This window comes from Pantoea eucrina (assembly GCF_002095385.1).
In the GTDB taxonomy this organism is placed as follows: Bacteria; Pseudomonadota; Gammaproteobacteria; order Enterobacterales; family Enterobacteriaceae; genus Pantoea; species Pantoea eucrina.
This window is the reverse complement of record NZ_MIPP01000001.1, coordinates 226,421-243,729: the sequence shown is the minus strand read 5'-3', so window position 1 is coordinate 243,729 and position 17,309 is coordinate 226,421. Positions and strand designations below refer to the sequence as shown.

Below are 17,309 nucleotides of genomic sequence, written 5' to 3'. Positions count from 1 at the left end.
CGTCCGGAAGGTTTATCGGTTGAAAACGCGATTCTCCTGCTCTGCCACGCGGATAAACGTTGTACGCTTGGTCAGCTCTTTCAGACGTTCGGCGCCAACGTAGGTACAGGCTGAACGCAGGCCGCCCAGAATATCTTTGACGGTCTCTGCAACCGGCCCGCGCAACGGCAGCCGTACGGTCTTGCCCTCCGCCGCACGGTATTGCGCTACGCCGCCCACGTGGCGTTTCATCGCCGATTCAGAACTCATGCCATAAAACAGCATAAACTGCTCGCCCTGCTCTTCCACAAGCGTGCCTTCACACTCATCGTGCGCCGCCAGCATACCGCCCAGCATGACGAAATCAGCGCCGCCGCCAAACGCTTTGGCAATATCGCCCGGCACGGAACAGCCGCCGTCGCTGACAATCTGTCCGCCCAGACCGTGCGCGGCATCGGCGCACTCAATCACCGCCGACAGCTGCGGATAACCGACGCCGGTTTTGATGCGCGTTGTGCAGACCGATCCCGGGCCGATACCTACTTTGACAATATCCGCACCTGACAGGATCAGCTCTTCCACCATCTCTCCCGTCACGACGTTACCGGCGCAGATGGTCTTATCCGGAAAGCGTTCACGCGCACGCTGCAGAAACGCAACAAAGTGCTCTGAATAGCCGTTCGCCACGTCGATGCAGATAAACTGAAGCTGCGGCGAGAGAGCAAGAATCGCATTCAGTTTAGTGAAATCCGCTTCTGACGTCCCGGTTGACACCATGACGTACTTCAGCACGGAAGTGGGCACGCGCTGGATAAACGCCTGCCATGCATCAATACTATAGTGTTTATGAACTGCAGTAAGCACCTCAAAACCAGCCAGCGCTTCTGCCATGGTGAACGTGCCAACGGTATCCATATTTGCCGCGATAACCGGCACGCCGCGCCACTCCAGAGCGGAGTGCTTAAAGGTAAAGGTGCGTGCCAGTTCAACATCAGAACGGCTTTTGAGCGTTGAGCGTTTCGGGCGGATTAACACATCTTTAAAGCCCAGTTTGATATCTTCTTCAATACGCATAGCAGAGGGTCCTGGTTAGTGAAAACGAACCGCAGTTCGGGTAGCGCTCACGGCTCCAGTGTCGTTATCATACGCGCCATAACGGCGGTGGCAAGGGTGCGAATTTCACTTTACTTACGCTACAATCCGGTAAATTTAGCCGATCGCTAAGTATGTGATCGCCTTCTCACTTTTGTGACACTGCCGCCCTCTGATGCGCTGCATACCGGGAGAAAAATATGCTGTTTACCGTTGCGCTTACCGGCGGCATTGGTAGTGGTAAAAGCACCGTCGCTAACGCCTTTGCTGCTCTGGGCGTGGAGATCATTGATGCTGATGTGATCGCCCGCGAGGTGGTAGAGCCGGGCACGCCAGCGCTACAGGCGATTGTAAAACGCCATGGCGAATCCATTCTGACGGCAGAAGGCACGCTCTATCGCGCTCGTCTGCGGGAGATTATTTTCCAGCAGCCGCAGGAGAAAAACTGGCTTAATCAGCTGCTGCATCCGCTGATTAATGCCCGTACTCAACAGCTCAGGGCGCAGGCGTCATCCTCTTATGTTCTATGGGTGGTTCCCCTGCTGATTGAAAACAACCTGCAGCGCCAGGCCGATCGCGTGCTGGTGGTCGATGTAGATGAAGCGGTTCAGCTGCAGCGTACGCGTCAGCGCGACGGCGTGTCGCTGAGCCAGGCACAACGTATTCTTGCTGCGCAGGTGAGCCGCGAACAGCGCCTCGCCTGCGCCGATGATATTATTGATAATAGCGGCACACCCGAACAGGTGCTGCCGCGGGTTGCTGAACTTCACCAGCGTTATTTGCGCCTGGCAGCAACCGGACGGGATTAAGATAATGAGTACAGTTGTTCTGTTTGAGCATCCGCTGAATGAGAAGATGCGCACCTGGCTGCGCGTCGAGTTTTTACTCAATCAGCTGCATGAAACGGTACCGGTGAATCATTCCGTTGCCGCACTGGGCGTGTTTCGCATTCTTGCCGACCTGCTGGATATTTTTGAGCGCGGCGATATGCGGACCGAGCTGCTTAAAGAGCTGGAGCGTCAGCAGCAGAAACTGCGCGCCTGGCTGGATGTGCCCGGTGTTGATGAGCAGACGGTAAGCCAGCTCAGCAACCGCCTTAAACAGCTCTCCGCTGAGCTGCTGAGCGCACCGCGTATGGGCCAGCATCTGCGTGACGATCGGCTGATATCGCTGGTACGTCAGCGTCTCAGCATTCCCGGCGGCTGCTGCAGTTTTGATTTACCTGGCCTGCACATCTGGCTGCACCAGGAGCAGACGCTGCGCGATACGCAGGTAGCTGGCTGGCTGGCATCGCTTGAGCCGCTGCGTAACAGCCTGATGATGATCCTCGATCTTATCCGCCAGTCTGGCGTATTTCGTCATCAGACCAGCCTGAATGGATTTTATCAGGACGATGCTGAAGGAGCAGACCTGCTGCGGCTGCGGCTGACGCTGGAAGATGCGCTCTATCCGCAGATTTCAGGTCATAAAAGCCGTTACGCTATTCGTTTTTTGCCTCTGGATAGCGAACAGGGCGCGGTGCCTGCCCGCCTGAATTTTGAACTGGCCTGCTGTTAGAGGATATTATGCCGGAAGAGATGATTACCGTACCCTGCCCGAACTGCGGCAGAGATGTGATGTGGGATGAACTGAGCCCGTGGCGTCCGTTCTGCAGCAAACGCTGTCAGCTGATTGATCTAGGCGAATGGGCCGCAGAGGAAAAACGCATTCCCAGCAGTGGCGACCAGACCGACAGCGATGAGTGGAGTGAAGAGCAGCAATAAAACAGCAGGGGCATCGCGCCCCTGTTTCAGAGTTCGTCCGCCACCAGACGGGCAATCAGCGCATGGTTTGCAGCCGGAAACTCCTCTGCAATAAGATCGCGCTGCGCTACCCAGCGCTGCGGCTGCCCCTCGCGTCCCCATGGCTCACCCTGCCACGCTTCCACCAGAAAGAAATGCAGCGTGACGCGCAGGTCATCATAGGCGTGGTCAGCCTGGCCGATTGCGGTCGCACGGGTCACCTCAATACCGGTTTCCTCCATAAGCTCACGCTTCAGCGCCTGCTCCGCACTTTCATTCTGTTCAATTTTTCCGCCGGGGAACTCCCATTTGTTTGCCATATAAGAGCTGGCTGCGCGCTGCGCAAGGAAAATCTGGCGGCTGGCATTACGGATAATGCCGACTGCGACCTGCAGGTGCTTCATAGAGTTGATCCCGCTTTATTATCAAAGTGCGCAAAGTGTAAAACAGCGCGGCGCGGATGTTAATAACCCGGCCTGAACGGCGTCATAACCGTAAAAAAAAGGAGCCCGCAGGCTCCTTTTCAGGGTCAGGCCAGACGGCCGTGACACTGCTTATACTTTTTGCCCGAGCCACACGGGCAGGGATCGTTACGCCCGGTTTTACGTTCACCACCCTGGGCGGCAAGCGCCTCGGCGGCGGCGGTTTCATCATCCACGTGACTCAGCTGCTGCTGCTGTGCCAGACGTTCAGCTTCTTCGCGACGCTGCTGCTCCATCGCTTCAACTTCTTCCGGCATCCGCACCTGAACCTTGCTCAGCGTGCTGATCACTTCATACTTCAGTGACTCCAGCATTGCCGCAAACATGGCAAAGGATTCGCGCTTATATTCCTGCTTGGGATCTTTCTGGGCATAGCCGCGCAGATGGATCCCCTGACGCAGATAGTCCATCGCCGCCAGATGCTCTTTCCACAGCGAATCCAGCGTCTGCAGCATCACGCCTTTTTCGAAGTTGCGCATCATTTCGGTGCCGACAACCTCTTCTTTCGCCGCATAGCTTTCGCGCGCGCGGGTCATGATCCGTTCACGCAGCGTCTCTTCATGCAGATCCGGCTCTTTATCCAGCCACTCAGCAACCGGCAGATCGAGATCAAAATCGGTGCGCAGACGCTCTTCCAGGCCCGGCACGTCCCACATCTCTTCCAGCGACTGCGGCGGAATATAGGTGTCGATTGTCGCCTTAAACACATCCTCACGAATGCTATTGATGGTGTCAGACACATCAGAGACATCCAGCAGTTCATTACGCTGGCTGTAGATAGCACGACGCTGGTCGTTTGCGACGTCATCATACTCCAGCAGCTGCTTACGAATATCGAAGTTGCGGCTCTCAACCTTGCGCTGCGCGTTTGCGATCGCTTTGGTCACCCATGGATGCTCAATCGCCTCACCTGGCTTCATGCCAAGTTTGCGCATCATGTTCGAAACGCGATCGGAGGCGAAGATACGCATCAGTGCATCTTCCATAGAGAGGTAGAAGCGAGAAGAGCCGGCATCGCCCTGACGACCGGCACGGCCGCGCAACTGGTTATCGATACGACGTGATTCATGACGCTCAGTACCGATGATATGCAGACCGCCTGAGGCCAGTACGGCATCGTGACGCAGTTTCCACGCCTCTTTAATCGCCTGCACCTGCTCTTCAGACGGCGCTTCCAGCGCGGCCACTTCAGCCTGCCAGCTGCCACCCAGCACGATGTCGGTACCACGACCCGCCATGTTGGTCGCGATAGTCACCGCTCCCGGCTGGCCTGCCTGCGCTACAATATCGGCTTCGCTGGCGTGGAATTTGGCGTTCAGCACGCTGTGTTTAATACCGGCGCGCGTCAGTTCATTAGAGACCACTTCTGATTTCTCAATCGAAATAGTCCCCACCAGCACCGGCTGGCCTTTTGCCGTACAGGTACGAATATCTTCAATGATGGCATCGATCTTCTCTTTCTCGGTCATGTAGACCAGATCGGCCATGTCTTTACGCACCATCGGACGGTTAGTTGGCACCACGATAGTGTCGAGCTTGTAAATCGAGCTGAATTCAAACGCTTCGGTGTCCGCCGTACCGGTCATACCGGCCAGCTTCTCATACAGACGGAAGTAGTTCTGGAAGGTGATGGACGCCAGCGTCTGGTTCTCATTCTGGATATCCGCTCCCTCTTTGGCTTCAATAGCCTGATGCAGACCATCAGACCAGCGGCGCCCCTGCATGGTACGGCCGGTGTGCTCATCAACAATGATGACCTCACCCTCTTTAACGATATAGTCGACGTCACGCGTGAAGAGCGCGTGCGCACGCAGCGCAGCGGTGACGTGATGCATCAGCATAATATTGGTTGGCGAGTAGAGCGACTCGCCCTCTTCCATAATGCCCTGGCTGACCAGCAGCTCTTCAACCTTGACCAGGCCGCGCTCAGTCATGTGCGCCTGACGCGCTTTCTCATCGACCCAGAAGTCGCCTTCTCCCTGGAAGTTGTCAGAATCTTCTTTTTCCTGACGAACCAGGTGCGGGATGATTTTATTGACCTTGATATAGAGATCGGAGCTATCTTCCGCCGGACCCGAAATAATCAGCGGCGTACGCGCTTCATCAATCAGAATGGAGTCGACTTCATCCACCAGCGCATAGTGCAGCTTACGCTGTACGCGCTCTTCCGGGCTGAATGCCATGTTGTCGCGCAGGTAGTCAAAGCCATATTCGTTATTGGTGCCGTAGGTGATATCAGCCGCGTAAGCTTCACGCTTGGCAACCGCAGGCATGCCTGGCAGGTTGATACCGATACTCAGGCCCAGAAACTCAAACAGCGCGCGGTTGTTCTCTGCATCACGTTGTGCCAGATAGTCGTTGACGGTAACTACGTGCACGCCTTTGCCGCTCAGCGCGTTCAGGTAAGCGGGCAGCGTGGCGGTCAGCGTTTTACCTTCACCAGTACGCATCTCCGCAATGCACCGCTCATTCAGCACCATACCGCCAATCAGCTGCACATCGAAGTGGCGCATGCCAAATACGCGCTTACTCGCTTCGCGTACGGTGGCGAACGCTTCCGGGATCAGGCTCTCCAGCGCTTCGCCCTTTTCCAGACGCGCGCGGAATTCATTGGTTTTGGCTTTCAGTTCATCATCTGACAGTTTGACGAACTCAGGTTCCATCTTATTGATGACATCTACAGCTTTGCGCATGCGGCGCAGCGTACGATCGTTGCTGCTGCCAAACACTTTCGTTAACAGTTTGATTAACATGTTCAATTTTTCTCTTATCAGCCGGGATATCGCGGCCGGTTAACTCTTAAAAAGGGGAAAAGGGGGGCGTAATCAGGCAACGAAAGGTCCGGCGCGGATACCATCGCTGGTAGCCTGCCAGTCAGCAACGGCATGAGCTATCGGAGAGTGATAGCAGGCGTACGGCAGTTTCAGATGCGCGGGCTGCGGCTGCACAGGCGATGTCAGCAGCGCCTGCAGCGAATCAATCAGCGCCAGCTTCTGTACGGCAAGCGGCAGCGCGATTTCAGCTTCAGCTTCGGTGGCCGGTGACAGACTGAATGAGAGGTGGCGGATCACCGTGCGGATAGCGTGCTGATGCCAGTAATCGACATTAGCGCCAGGCCGGCGGGCGCTCTCCTGCAGCCGGATCAGGTGATCAAAGTGAACCACATTGCCGGTGAACAGGCTGCTGACCGGGGAGTCGCTGGCGGAAGGCTCGGCGTTTTGCGCGCAGGCAGGCAGGCCCAGACTGGCCGCCACCATCCCCAGCAGGAGATGTGGCCAGAAATAGCGCCTGCCTAATTGTCGCCAGCGTGAAAAGAGTCCGATCACAATCCGTCCGCAACGTTAATAACACATCCATGCGGCTGACATGCTGTCAGCCCGCTTATATGAGCGCCAGATAATAGCACTTATGTACGGCTTCCACAGCAGAGATCGGGCGGCTTACGGCGGATTTCACGCTTTTCGTACAGCATTTCACCAGACAGGCGGGCATTTTGCGGGCGGGCTTCCACGCCATCAGAGAGGCGAAAAAAACGGCGGATACCGCTGACCGGAGAGAGTGTCAGGGTATCCGCCGTTCTTATGACCGGCTGTTAAGCCAGGACTAAATTAGGTGCTTTAAACGCCAGCGGCAGCTCAGCTTCATCTTCGAAGGTGGCCCACTCCCAGGCTTCCTGTTTCGCCAGGACAGCCTGCAGCAGCTTGTTGTTTAACGCATGGCCTGATTTAAACGCCGAAAAGGCACCAATCACGTTGTGACCACACATAAACAGATCGCCGATAGCATCCAGCATTTTGTGCCGTACAAACTCATCTTCAAAGCGCAGGCCATCTTCATTCAGCACGCGGAAATCATCAAGGCCAATCGCACAATCTAAACTACCGCCCAGGCACAGGCCTTTAGACTGCAGATATTCAATTTCACGCATAAAGCCAAAGGTGCGCGCACGGCTGATCTGGCGGACAAATGCCTCAGCCGAGAAGTTGAGCTGGTAACGCTGCGAGCTTGAATCGATAGCCGGATGTTTGAAATCGATAGTGAAATCGAGCGAGAAACCGTTATACGGTTTGATCTCAGCCCACTTATCACCATCTTCTACCCGTACCGCCTGCTTAACGCGTACAAATTTTTTCGCGCTGTTAAGCTCTTCCACACCTGCGTCCATCAGCAGGTAGACGAAAGGTGCTGCGCTGCCATCCATAATTGGAATTTCTGGTGCATCGACTTCCACAATAATGTTATCGATACCCAGACCCGCCAGCGCGGCGTTCAGGTGTTCTACCGTTGAAATACGTACGCCTTCATCGTTCACCAGGCAGGTACTCAGCATGGTGTCGCGCACGTATTTTGCATCAGCCGGGAAATCAACCGGTGGATTCAAGTCGGTGCGACGATAGATGACCCCGGTGTTAGCCGACGCAGGGCGTAAAGTCAGCGTGACTTTTTTGCCGGTATGTAAACCGACGCCAGTCGCCTGAACAATACGTTTTAGTGTCCTTTGTTTGATCATCGCATTATCTCGCAATATTACCATCCGACCGCCAGTATAAATTACCGGCGGGCGAAGACTTTAGCACAAAGAGCGGGAAATCCCAATTATCAGCTTATTCTTAATCTGCCTGTTTACGCAGGAACGCTGGAATATCAAGATAGTCAGGCTCTTTACCGGAAGCGGCCGGCTGTTCGTTAACAACTTTCGCAGCAGGTTTCTGCTCCTGCGGCAGCGGCGCCATGCCGTGCTGCTGATAGCGGTGATCCATAACCGGTTGCGAAGCAGGTTTATTGGTCACCAGAGTGATTTCCGGACGCTTATCCATACCGATGCCGGTGGCCACGACGGTGACACGCAGCTCATCATTCATCTCTGGATCCAGTGAGGTACCGATAACCACGGTCGCATTGTCAGAAGCGAATGCGCGGATAGTATTACCGACGGTTTCAAACTCATCCAGACGCAGATCGAAGCCGGCAGTGATGTTGACCAGCACGCCACGTGCGCCAGAGAGGTCGATATCTTCCAGCAGCGGACTGGAAATTGCCATTTCAGCAGCTTCTTCAGCACGATCTTCACCGCACGCCACGCCAGAGCCCATCATGGCATAACCCATTTCTGACATCACGGTACGCACGTCTGCAAAGTCGACGTTCATCAGACCCGGACGGGTAATCAGTTCAGCAATACCCTGAACCGCACCTTTCAGTACATCGTTTGCTGCGCCAAAAGCGTCCAGCAGCGAGATACCGCGGCCCAGCACTTTGAGCAGTTTGTCATTCGGGATGGTGATCAGGGAGTCAACGTGCTTGGAGAGCTCAGCAATACCCTGCTCAGCAAACGCCATACGTTTTTTGCCTTCAAAGTTGAACGGCTTGGTCACGACAGCAACGGTCAGAATCCCGAGATCTTTAGCCACTTCAGCGACAACAGGCGCAGCACCGGTACCGGTACCGCCGCCCATACCGGCTGCGATAAACACCATGTCTGCCCCATCCAGCGCAGAACGCAGTGCTTCGCGATCTTCTTCCGCTGAGGTACGACCGACTTCCGGGTTAGCCCCTGCGCCAAGACCTTTGGTGATATTGGTCCCGATCTGGATCGTCTGGCCGACCGCTGTTTTACGTAACGCCTGAGCGTCCGTGTTTACAGCAAAGAATTCCACACCTTCGATACGCTCGCGCACCATGTGCTCTACGGCGTTGCCACCGCCACCGCCGACGCCGATGACTTTAATCACCGCGTCATTGGTTAATTCCATAGGTTCAAACATGATTTCTCTCCGTTATGTGCCTGTTCGCCTGGAGATCATAAACATTGCCAGCATGATCTCCTTTTATCAAAATTAAAACTCTTTCTTCAGCCAGCTGTTGATTCGTTTAAACCAATTGCCAACTGAAGCACGTTTTTCTGTTTCTGCGTCACCGTTCAGGTGTGACTCTTTACCATAGTGCAGCAGGCCCACCGCCGTGGAGTAGTAAGACTCCTGAGCGTAGTCGGTCAGGCCCGTAATATTCAGCGGCTGGCCGATACGCACCTGCGTATGAAACACGCGTTGTGCGCAGGCTGCCAGACCTTCAATTTGCGCCGCGCCGCCGGTTAATACAATACCGGCAGCAAGATGATGCTTCACACCCTGCTGGCGCAGCTGCTCCTGCAGTTGCAGAATCTCGTCGTTCACCAGATTCAGCAGCTCGGTGTAGCGCGGCTCAATGACTTCAGCCAGCGTCTGACGCTGCAGACTGCGCGGCGGACGTCCGCCTACGCTTGGCACTTCTACATTCTCATCTTTGCCGACAATCGATCCCAGCGCGCAGCCGTGGCGTACTTTGATCGCCTCAGCGTCAGTAGGCGGTGTACCAAATGCATAGGCGATATCGCTGGTCACAACGTTCCCGGCATAGGGGATCACCTTGGTATGACGCAGCGCGCCGCCGGTATACACCGCGATATCCATTGTACCGCCACCGATGTCGACAACACAGACGCCCAGCTCACGTTCGTCTTCTGTCAGGACAGAAAAGCTGGAAGCCAGTCCGGCAAAAATCAATTGGTCAACTTTAAGTCCGCAACGTTCAACTGCTTTTACGATATTTTTCGCCATATCGTTGTGACAGGTGATTAAATGTACTTTGGCCTGCATACGGACGCCGGATAAGCCCACCGGATTCTTGATGCCTTCCTGGTAGTCAATGGCATACTCCTGCGGAATGACATGCAGAATGCGATGCTCATCACGTACGCGCACTGATTTAGCCGTATGGACAACGTTTTCCACATCATCCTGAGTCACTTCCTCTTCGGAAATCGGAACCATCCCGATTTCGTTCTGACAGCTGATGTGTTTGCCCGATAAAGCAAGGTAGACCGACGAAATCTGGCAATCCGCCATCAGTTCCGCCTGATCGATGGCGCGCTGTACGCACTTCACCACCGACTCCAGATCGTTTACGCCGCCTTTGTCCATACCCCGCGACGGGCAGCTGCCCACCCCGATAATATTGACCATACCATCAGGCAGAATTTCTCCAACCAGGGCGGCAACCTTCGCGGTGCCAATTTCAAGTCCTACTACCAGTTTTCTGTCCGTTGCCTTGATCATTATGGTTTAGCCTGTGCCTGGTTCTGTTGCTGATTACTGTCCTGTGGCTCAATCGGTGCCGGAACCCAGCCTACTGCGGCGCCAGAGTCATAGCGTAGATCAACATAATCAACACGCTTGCTTTCATTCTGGCCCTGCAGCTGCAGCTCCGGATAGAGCTCAATAAAACGGTTCAGACGCTTCATGGTATCGCTCCGTCCCAGTTCGATGCGGATATCGTCCCCGGTGACCAGCTGCCATGAGCGACGCGCCGTCATCGACGCGACCTTCAGGGTAAACTTGCTGGCCTGGAGCACATCCCGCAGGGAGTGATAACCCGCCAGCACCTCTTTTTCACTGCCTTCCGGTCCATAGAGCATCGGCAGATTCTCTTTGCCGACATGACTGGCCGGAACGCTGAAGGAGACGCCATCGGCATCTACCATGTGCGAGTCGTTCCAGCGTGCAACCGGAACATACTCCACCAGATTTATCTTCAGCTCATCAGGCCACTGCTTGCGCACGCTGACCTGTTTAATCCAGGGTAATCGTTCAATCTGTTGCTGAATGATATCCACATTCTGCGACATAAAGGTCCCCGGGGCGCCCAGTGACAGAATCGCCTGGCGAATATCATCATGCGTGGTGTAGTGGGTTTGCCCCGTTACGACCAGCTTTGATAGCGGCAGACGTGAAGCGTCATTCATCCACTTCAGGACCACCAGGCCACCGGCTATCATGGTGCCCAGCACCAGCAGCAGAAACACAATGCCAAACAGCCGTGCGCCGTTGCTGCGCCCGGTGCGGGCTCGCTCCTGAGGTTCGCGGTTGCGTACGCGTAGCGCTGCCTGAGACATATCAGTCAGCCAGCGCCAGGATACGCGTTACCAGCTGCGGAAAGCTGTAACCCGCCTGCCGTGCCGCCATCGGAACCAGACTATGGCTGGTCATGCCCGGCGACGTATTGACCTCCAGCAGCTGAAAACGGCCTTCGCTATCGGTCATGACATCCACGCGTCCCCAGCCACTGCAGCCCAGCGACTGCCAGGCAGCCAGCACCAGCTTTTGCAGTTCAGCTTCTTTTTCTGCACTCAGACCGCTGGGACAGAAGTACTGAGTATCGTCAGAAATGTATTTTGCTTCATAGTCATAGAAAGCGCTGGCTGTTTTAATTTTAATGGATGGCAGGATTTCTTCCCCGACAATTGCCACGGTATACTCATCACCGCTTAAAAAAGCTTCAATCAGTACATCGTTGTCGTGGCGAAACGCTTCATCCAGTGCCGCTGGCAGATCGTCAGCGCGCTCAACCCGGCTGATGCCTACGCTGGAGCCTTCACAGCTCGGCTTAACAAACAGCGGTAAACTCAGCGCGTCAATAGCGGTAGCGGTCTGCGCATCGATTCCCTGCTGATACTGCTCCCGGGTCAGCCAGATAAACTTGCCTGACGGCAGTCCCCTGCCCTGCCACAGTAGCTTGCTGCGCAATTTATCCATGGTGATAGCAGAGGCCATCACGCCGCTGCCCGTGTAGGGTAGCTGCATAAAGTCCAGCACGCCCTGCAGCGTACCATCCTCACCACCGCGCCCGTGCAGCGCAATAAAGACTTTGTTAAACCCCTGCTCTTTGAGCGTCAGCACCGATACATCACGAGTATCCACACCGTGCGCATCAACGCCCATTTCCTGCAGGCCAGCCAGCACTGCGCTGCCTGAATTCAGTGACACCTCGCGCTCTGCTGAGGTGCCGCCCATTAATACGGCGACTTTATCAGCCATGACGCGCCTCCTGGTTCGGTGCAGCCTGCAGCTGGCTTTCAGCCAGCCGGCGCGCGATTTTGCCGATGTTGCCTGCGCCCTGCACAATCACTAAATCGTCACCTGACAGCAGGGGAGCCAGCGCATCCGGCAGGGCGTCATGCTCAGTCACCAGAATCGGATCGACTTTGCCGCGACTGCGGATTGCCCGGCAGAGCGAACGGCTGTCGGCACCCGGAATCGGTGCCTCTCCGGCCGGATAGACCTCCAGCATCAGCAGTACATCCACCTGGGAGAGCACGCTGGCGAAATCGTCAAACAGATCGCGGGTGCGGGTATAGCGATGCGGCTGGAACACCATCATCAGCTTTTTATCCGGCCAGCCGGCGCGCGCTGCCTTGATCGTGACATCCACTTCGGTCGGATGATGACCATAGTCGTCAACCAGCATCGCGCTGCCCGGCTTGCCGTTTACGGCAGCAGTATCAAACTCACCCAGCACGTCAAAGCGGCGACCAGTGCCCTGGAAACTCTCCAGCGCCGCGAGAATGGCCGCATCCTCAATGCCTTCCTCACTGGCGACCGCTACGGCTGCCGCCGCGTTAAGGGCGTTATGGCGGCTGGTGCATTCAGAGTAACCTGCAGCAGCGGTTTATCATGCCGGCGCAGGGTAAAATGCCCCTGCGCACCGCGCTGCTCATAGTTCTCTACCCGTACGTCCGCATCGTCGCTAAAGCCGTAGGTGGTAATCTGGCGACCCACGCGCGGGATCAGGTCGCGGATCACGACATCATCCACACAGAGCACCGCGCGACCGTAGAACGGCAGATTGTGCAGGAAATTGATAAAGGTCTGTTTCAGGTTCTCAAAATCGCCCTGATAGGTATCCATGTGATCCGCTTCGATGTTGGTCACAATGGCGACCATCGGCTGCAGATGCAGGAAAGAGGCGTCGCTCTCATCCGCCTCAGCAATCAGGTAGCGGCTGGTACCCAGCCGCGCATGCGTGCCTGCTGCTTTTACCAGGCCGCCGTTCACAAAGGTCGGATCCAGGCCACCTTCCGCGTAGATACTGGTGACCATGGCGGTGGTGGTGGTTTTACCGTGCGTACCGGCAATGGCGATGCCGTGGCGGAAACGCATCAGCTCGGCCAGCATCTCTGCGCGGCGGATCACCGGAATACGCTGCTCGCGCGCCGCCACCAGCTCGGGATTATCCTGCGCCACCGCGGTTGACACCACGACCACGCTCGCGTCGGTGACGTTCTCCGGACGATGGTTAAAATAGATAGTCGCCCCCAGCGAAGCAAGATGCTGGGTCACCGCGTTGGGCGCCAGATCGGATCCGCTGATGTGATATCCTTCATTCGCCAACACTTCGGCAATACCGCCCATGCCGGCACCGCCGATGCCAACAAAGTGGATGTGCCGGACGCGTCGCATCTCGGGCACAATTGAACGCAGTTTTGCCAGTTGTTGTGTATTCATCGCTCTCTGTTACCTGTTTTCCTGTTCGCACCCGCATACGGATGCAGGCCTATTCATCAGGCCCGAAAATTTACTTTGCAGCGCGCGCCACTTCACGGGCAACGCGTTCGGTGGCATCCGGGATCGCAACCTGACGGGCCTGTTCAGCCATGGTCAGCAGCGTCGCGCGGTCCCACTGGCGCAGCGTCTCCGCCACCCCTTCCGCAGTAAACTGCGGCTGCTCAAAAATTCTGGCCGCGCCCGCGTTTTCCAGCGGCAGCGCATTCCAGTATTGCTGGCGATCTTTATGCTGAAACGGCACGAAAATAGCCGGCAGACCTGCCGCAGCAATTTCGCTCACCGTCAGCGCACCTGAGCGACATACCACTACGTCCGCCCAGGCGTAGGCAGCGGCCATATCGTCAATAAATTCTGTGACCTTATGCTGCGGCTGACCTGCAGCCTGGTACGCCTGCTGCACTATCGCCTGGCCGCCTCTGCCGGTCTGATGCCAGAGGGTAATGGCGTCGCCCAGTTCGGCGGCGACCTGAGGCAGCGTCTGGTTCAGGATCCGGGCGCCCTGACTGCCGCCAACGACCAGCACCCGCAGCGGACCGCTGCGATCGCGCAGGCGTTCAGCCGGCGACGGCAGCGCCAGCACATCGGTGCGCACCGGGTTGCCGACAATATCGGCTGCAGGGAACGCCCCGGGAAACGCCTGCATCACTTTGGTGGCAATTTTTGCCAGCCACTTATTGGTGAGCCCGGCGATACCGTTCTGTTCGTGGAGCACGACCGGGATACCGCAGCTCCATGCCGCCAGACCACCCGGCCCGGAGACATAGCCGCCCATGCCCAGTACCACGTCGGGCTGCCACTGTTTCATGATGCGGCGCGCTGACGCCAGGCGTTGAAAATACGTACCGGGGCCAGCAGCAGCGCTTTGATCCCTTTGCCGCGCAGTCCGCTGATGCGGATGAAGTCGATCTCAATACCGTGTTTCGGCACCAGATCCGCTTCCATCCGGTCAGCCGTTCCCAGCCAGCGTACCTGCCAGCCCTGCTCCATCAGATGATGTGCCACTGCCAGACCAGGAAACACATGTCCGCCGGTTCCGCCAGCCATGACCATCAGCCGTTTGCTACTCATCGGGCACCTCGGGTAAACGCCTGCGCTTTCGCCAGGCGCGTTTCATAATCGATACGCAGTAAAAATACGATGGCGGTCGACATAATAATCAGACTCGATCCCCCGTAGCTGATCAGCGGCAGCGTCAGGCCTTTTGTCGGCAGCATACCGGCTGCCGCGCCGACGTTAACCAGTGCCTGGAAGCTAAACCAGACGCCAATTGAGCAGGCGAGAAAGCCGGAAAAACGCTGGTCCAGCTCAAGGGCGCGACGGCCAATCGACATCGCGCGAAAAGCGACGAAGAATACCATTAACAGGGCTAAAACCACACCGACATAACCGAGCTCCTCACCGATTATCGAGAAGATAAAATCGGTGTGCGCCTCCGGCAGATACTCCAGCTTTTGCACTGAGTTACCCAGCCCCTGCCCCCAGAATTCACCGCGGCCAAACGCCATCAGCGACTGCGTCAGCTGATAGCCGCTGCCAAACGGATCTTCCCACGGATTCCAGAACGAGGTGACGCGGCGCATACGATAGGGTTCGGCGATAATCAGCAGCACCACGGCAAAGATACCGGAGCCGATGATCGCAAGGAATTGCCACAGTTTGGCCCCCGCGAGAAACAGCATCGCCAGCGTGGTCACAAACAGCACAACCACCGTTCCGAGGTCCGGCTGCGCCAGCAGCAGTACGGCGAGGATCACCATAACGCCCATCGGCTTACAGAATCCCCAGAAGTTGTTACGCACCTCTTCCACTTTGCGCACCAGATAGCTGGCGAGATAGCAGAACAGCGAGAGCTTTGAGAGTTCCGCCGGCTGGATACGCAGCGGCCCCAGCGCAATCCAGCGCGATGCCCCGTTCACCGAGCTGCCCACGACCAGCACAATCAGCAGCATCAGCACGGACGCCACCAGCATGGCGTTGCTGTAGCGCTGCCAGAAATCCATCGGAATACGCAGGGTGACCAGCGCCATACCGAGAGCCAGCAGGATGTAAAACGCGTCGCGCTTGGCAAAATAGAAGGGATCGTCGTTCAGACGCTGTCCTACCGGCATGGAGGCGGACGTCACCATCACAAACCCGATAATAGCCAGACCAAACGTCAGCCATAAGAGCGTGCGATCGTAAAGCACCACCGGTGCGTCGTCGCCATCGCGTGCGCCCATAACCCAGTCGCGCAGACGCACGGACAGGAAACTGGCAATAGCGGTTCCGGGTATACGCATCAGCCAGACTCCTTCGCCAGTTGCGCGAAGAGATCGCCGCGCTGCTCAAAATTACGAAACTGATCGAGACTGGCACAGGCGGGAGAAAGCAGCACCATGTCACCAGACTGAGCCGCCGTTGCAATCTGTGCGACCGCCTGCTGCAGCGTTTCGGTACGTGTCGCGACCTCTGGCCGCAGCGCGGCCAGCGCATCGCCATCGCGGCCATAACAGAACAGGCGGATATTATCGCCCTGCAGATAACGCGCCAGCGGTGAGAAATCCGCGCCTTTGCCGTCGCCGCCGAGCAGCAGCCAGAGCGTGCCCGCTACCTGTAATCCCTGCAGCGCCGCTTCGGTACTGCCAACGTTGGTGGCTTTGGAATCGTTGACCCAGCGCACTCCGCGCGCTTCATGTACTAGCTGGAAGCGGTGCGGCAGACCGCTATAGGTCGTCAGCGCTTTCAGGCTCGACGCGCGCGGGATAGCCACTGCATCTGCCAGCGCCAGCGCAGCCAGCGCGTTAGTGTAGTTGTGCTGCCCCACCAGCTTCATCTCAGCGGTGTTCAGGATCTTTTCACCCTGGGCGCGCAGCCAGGTACTGCCCTGCTGCCGGGTCAGATGATAATCGCCCAGGTCGACACCAAAGCTGATACAGCGCCGATCGGCGCCGCGCACTGGCATAGTCATGCCATCATCGGCATTAACGACACAAATCGCCGCGTTTTCATAAATACGTAACTTGGCGGCGCGATACTGCTGCATGCCCAGCGGATAGCGATCCATATGATCTTCCGTCACGTTGAGGATCGTGGCAGCCGCCGCTTTCAGACTGTGTGTGGTTTCCAGCTGAAAGCTGGAGAGCTCCAGCACATAGAGCTGCGCAGGCGATTTCAGCAGCGTCAGCGCCGGCAAGCCGATGTTGCCGCCCACGCCCACTGCCCAGCCTGCTGCGCGGGCCATTTCGCCCACCAGCGTAGTGACCGTGCTTTTACCGTTGGAGCCGGTGATGGCCACAACCGGCGCCTGCGCTTCGCGGCAGAAAAGCTCAATATCCCCCACGATCTCAATACCAGCGTCCGCTGCTTCGCTCAGCGCCGGGTGCGCCAGCGCAATGCCGGGGCTGGCGACAATCAGATCGGCGGCCAGTAGCCAGTCGCTGTTGATACTGCCGGTATGACACGCTACCTGCTCCGGCAGCTTATCCAGGCCTGGCGGTGAGAGACGGGTATCCATGACGCGTGGCGTAACGCCCTGCCCCAGGAAGAAATCGACACAGGAAAGGCCGGTAATACCCAGCCCGATAATGACAACGTTTCTGCCCCGATAGTCAGCCATG

14 protein-coding genes and 2 pseudogenes are annotated in these 17,309 nt (G+C 56.8%); 3 read left to right on the top strand and 13 right to left on the bottom strand.

Annotation, left to right across the window (positions count from 1 at the left end; all coding sequences use genetic code 11):
* Positions 1-12: 12 nt before the first annotated feature.
* Positions 13-1,053, bottom strand: coding sequence for a GMP reductase (locus HA43_RS01125; RefSeq protein WP_094110735.1), 1,041 nt, complete (start codon positions 1,051-1,053; stop codon positions 13-15).
* A 218-nt stretch (positions 1,054-1,271) separates the two neighbouring features.
* On the opposite strand from HA43_RS01125, the gene coaE reads away from it, so the two are divergent.
* The 3 genes from coaE to yacG are packed head-to-tail and all read left to right on the top strand — an operon-like array spanning position 1,272 to position 2,834.
* The gene (coaE, locus tag HA43_RS01120; protein ID WP_039382604.1) at positions 1,272-1,880 is read left to right on the top strand and encodes a dephospho-CoA kinase; all 609 of its coding nucleotides are present in this window, start codon (positions 1,272-1,274) and stop codon (positions 1,878-1,880) included.
* A 4-nt stretch (positions 1,881-1,884) separates the two neighbouring features.
* The gene (gene zapD / locus HA43_RS01115; RefSeq protein WP_094110734.1) at positions 1,885-2,628 is read left to right on the top strand and encodes a cell division protein ZapD; all 744 of its coding nucleotides are present in this window, start codon (positions 1,885-1,887) and stop codon (positions 2,626-2,628) included.
* Between the two features lie 8 nt (positions 2,629-2,636).
* Complete coding sequence (yacG, locus tag HA43_RS01110) at positions 2,637-2,834, top strand: DNA gyrase inhibitor YacG (RefSeq protein ID WP_039382601.1); 198 nt, start codon at positions 2,637-2,639, stop codon at positions 2,832-2,834.
* 26 nt (positions 2,835-2,860) lie between these two features.
* Here yacG and mutT read toward each other — a convergent pair whose 3' ends face one another.
* The 12 genes and pseudogenes from mutT to murD all read right to left on the bottom strand — a co-directional run bounded on the left by mutT (position 2,861) and on the right by murD (position 17,308).
* Entirely contained in the window at positions 2,861-3,256 is a 396-nt protein-coding gene (mutT, locus tag HA43_RS01105; protein WP_039382599.1) for an 8-oxo-dGTP diphosphatase MutT, read from the bottom strand.
* Between the two features lie 125 nt (positions 3,257-3,381).
* On the bottom strand, positions 3,382-6,087 hold the full coding sequence (secA, locus tag HA43_RS01100; protein WP_071669073.1) for a preprotein translocase subunit SecA: 2,706 nt from the start codon (positions 6,085-6,087) through the stop codon (positions 3,382-3,384).
* 72 nt (positions 6,088-6,159) lie between these two features.
* Positions 6,160-6,660, bottom strand: a complete 501-nt coding sequence (gene secM, locus HA43_RS01095; RefSeq protein WP_094110733.1) for a secA translation cis-regulator SecM — start codon at positions 6,658-6,660, stop codon at positions 6,160-6,162.
* A gap of 266 nt (positions 6,661-6,926) precedes the next feature.
* Positions 6,927-7,844 carry a UDP-3-O-acyl-N-acetylglucosamine deacetylase gene (gene lpxC, locus HA43_RS01090; protein WP_039382593.1) on the bottom strand — a complete coding sequence of 306 codons (918 nt, stop codon included), beginning with the start codon at positions 7,842-7,844 and terminating at the stop codon, positions 6,927-6,929.
* Positions 7,845-7,944: 100 nt separating this feature from the next.
* Positions 7,945-9,099 carry a cell division protein FtsZ gene (gene ftsZ / locus HA43_RS01085; RefSeq protein ID WP_039382590.1) on the bottom strand — a complete coding sequence of 385 codons (1,155 nt, stop codon included), beginning with the start codon at positions 9,097-9,099 and terminating at the stop codon, positions 7,945-7,947.
* Positions 9,100-9,171: 72 nt separating this feature from the next.
* A complete protein-coding gene (gene ftsA / locus HA43_RS01080; RefSeq protein ID WP_039382588.1) occupies positions 9,172-10,428 on the bottom strand; it encodes a cell division protein FtsA in 1,257 nt (418 codons plus the stop codon).
* Positions 10,428-11,264, bottom strand: a complete 837-nt coding sequence (gene ftsQ, locus HA43_RS01075; protein ID WP_071669074.1) for a cell division protein FtsQ — start codon at positions 11,262-11,264, stop codon at positions 10,428-10,430. Before ftsQ ends, ftsA begins: the two co-directional genes overlap by 1 nt.
* A gap of 1 nt (position 11,265) precedes the next feature.
* Positions 11,266-12,186 carry a D-alanine--D-alanine ligase gene (locus HA43_RS01070; protein ID WP_039382584.1) on the bottom strand — a complete coding sequence of 307 codons (921 nt, stop codon included), beginning with the start codon at positions 12,184-12,186 and terminating at the stop codon, positions 11,266-11,268.
* Positions 12,179-13,653, bottom strand: a pseudogene (gene murC / locus HA43_RS01065) (UDP-N-acetylmuramate--L-alanine ligase). The gene HA43_RS01070 and the pseudogene murC overlap by 8 nt, the downstream one beginning before the upstream one ends.
* A 70-nt stretch (positions 13,654-13,723) precedes the next feature.
* Positions 13,724-14,757 (bottom strand): annotated as a pseudogene (gene murG, locus HA43_RS01060) (undecaprenyldiphospho-muramoylpentapeptide beta-N-acetylglucosaminyltransferase).
* Between the two features lie 20 nt (positions 14,758-14,777).
* Positions 14,778-15,992, bottom strand: coding sequence for a cell division protein FtsW (ftsW, locus tag HA43_RS01055; protein WP_039382578.1), 1,215 nt, complete (start codon positions 15,990-15,992; stop codon positions 14,778-14,780).
* On the bottom strand, positions 15,992-17,308 hold the full coding sequence (murD, locus tag HA43_RS01050; RefSeq protein ID WP_071669075.1) for a UDP-N-acetylmuramoyl-L-alanine--D-glutamate ligase: 1,317 nt from the start codon (positions 17,306-17,308) through the stop codon (positions 15,992-15,994). Before murD ends, ftsW begins: the two co-directional genes overlap by 1 nt.
* Between the last annotated feature and the right edge of the window lies 1 nt (position 17,309).

Excerpts from the sequence above, each read along its gene's own strand:
- secA (WP_071669073.1), bottom strand. The coding sequence starts at position 6,087 with ATGTTAATCAAACTGTTAACGAAAGTGTTTGGCAGCAGCAACGATCGT.
- ftsQ (WP_071669074.1), bottom strand. The coding sequence starts at position 11,264 with ATGTCTCAGGCAGCGCTACGCGTACGCAACCGCGAACCTCAGGAGCGA.
- coaE (WP_039382604.1), top strand. The coding sequence starts at position 1,272 with ATGCTGTTTACCGTTGCGCTTACCGGCGGCATTGGTAGTGGTAAAAGC.
- lpxC (WP_039382593.1), bottom strand. The coding sequence starts at position 7,844 with ATGATCAAACAAAGGACACTAAAACGTATTGTTCAGGCGACTGGCGTC.
- yacG (WP_039382601.1), top strand. The coding sequence starts at position 2,637 with ATGCCGGAAGAGATGATTACCGTACCCTGCCCGAACTGCGGCAGAGAT.
- ftsA (WP_039382588.1), bottom strand. The coding sequence starts at position 10,428 with ATGATCAAGGCAACGGACAGAAAACTGGTAGTAGGACTTGAAATTGGC.
- zapD (WP_094110734.1), top strand. The coding sequence starts at position 1,885 with ATGAGTACAGTTGTTCTGTTTGAGCATCCGCTGAATGAGAAGATGCGC.
- HA43_RS01125 (WP_094110735.1), bottom strand. The coding sequence starts at position 1,053 with ATGCGTATTGAAGAAGATATCAAACTGGGCTTTAAAGATGTGTTAATC.
- mutT (WP_039382599.1), bottom strand. The coding sequence starts at position 3,256 with ATGAAGCACCTGCAGGTCGCAGTCGGCATTATCCGTAATGCCAGCCGC.
- ftsZ (WP_039382590.1), bottom strand. The coding sequence starts at position 9,099 with ATGTTTGAACCTATGGAATTAACCAATGACGCGGTGATTAAAGTCATC.
- HA43_RS01070 (WP_039382584.1), bottom strand. The coding sequence starts at position 12,186 with ATGGCTGATAAAGTCGCCGTATTAATGGGCGGCACCTCAGCAGAGCGC.
- murD (WP_071669075.1), bottom strand. The coding sequence starts at position 17,308 with ATGGCTGACTATCGGGGCAGAAACGTTGTCATTATCGGGCTGGGTATT.
- ftsW (WP_039382578.1), bottom strand. The coding sequence starts at position 15,992 with ATGCGTATACCCGGAACCGCTATTGCCAGTTTCCTGTCCGTGCGTCTG.